Annotated in this window: 1 protein-coding gene and 1 pseudogene; one reads left to right on the plus strand and one right to left on the minus strand. The window is 70.3% G+C overall.

Annotation, left to right across the window (positions count from 1 at the left end; all coding sequences use genetic code 11):
* A partial coding sequence (locus H489_RS38285; protein WP_017887489.1) for a hypothetical protein occupies positions 1 to 551 on the plus strand: 551 nt, incomplete at its 5' end.
* Between the two features lie 18 nt (positions 552 to 569).
* Here H489_RS38285 and H489_RS0119335 read toward each other — a convergent pair.
* Positions 570 to 787 (minus strand): annotated as a pseudogene (locus H489_RS0119335) (CoF synthetase); the annotation flags it as partial.

The raw sequence follows: 787 nt of genomic DNA on the forward strand, positions 1-787 counted from the left end.
TGAACCTGCGGAGCGTCGCGGTCGCGGTGGCCGCACTCCTGCTGCTGTCCGGGTGCGCGGCGCCCGGAGCGGTGACCACCCGTGACGCTCCGCCGTGGCCACGCCCGACGGACCTGACGGCCCGCGCGGAGTCCGCCGGGCTGCACAACGTCTGGGGCGAACGGCTGGCCGAGCACGTGCACTCGCACCTGACGATCCTGGACGGCGACGAACCGGTGACCGTCCCGGCGAACATCGGTCACTCCGACGACCGCGAGTTCGCCGCCGAGATCCACACGCACGACACCTCGGGCATCGTGCACGTCGAGTCCCCGACGAAGCAGACGTTCACGCTCGGGCAGTTCTTCGACGAGTGGGGTGTCTCGCTCGGCCCAGAGCACGTCGGTGGCCTGCGCGGCGAACTGACCGTGTGGGTCGACGGGCACCGACGGATCGGCAACCCGCGCTCGATCGAGCTGACGGACCTGCGGCAGGTCGTCCTCATCGTCACGACCGTGGGCGAGGTCCCCCGCCTGCCGGCTCCCTTCGACTGGCCGCCGCAGTACGACTAGCGCCGGAACCGGCTCGCTTCAGGCCTCCTTCGCAGCGACCCACGACAGGTCGAGGTCCCACTGCTCGACCGAGCCGGCCGGCAGCTGCCACACGTACTCGTTCTTGAGCTTCTTGCCGTCCTCACGGAACGGCCCCGTCCGGTACGGGTAGAACGCGACCGTCGGCAGTGTGCCGGGCGGGGCCGTGCGGATCGCGTTCGAGAAGTCCTTGTTCAACCGGCGGAGCTCAGCGATCA

Source organism: Curtobacterium flaccumfaciens UCD-AKU (assembly GCF_000349565.1).
Lineage (GTDB): Bacteria > Actinomycetota > Actinomycetes > Actinomycetales > Microbacteriaceae > Curtobacterium > Curtobacterium poinsettiae.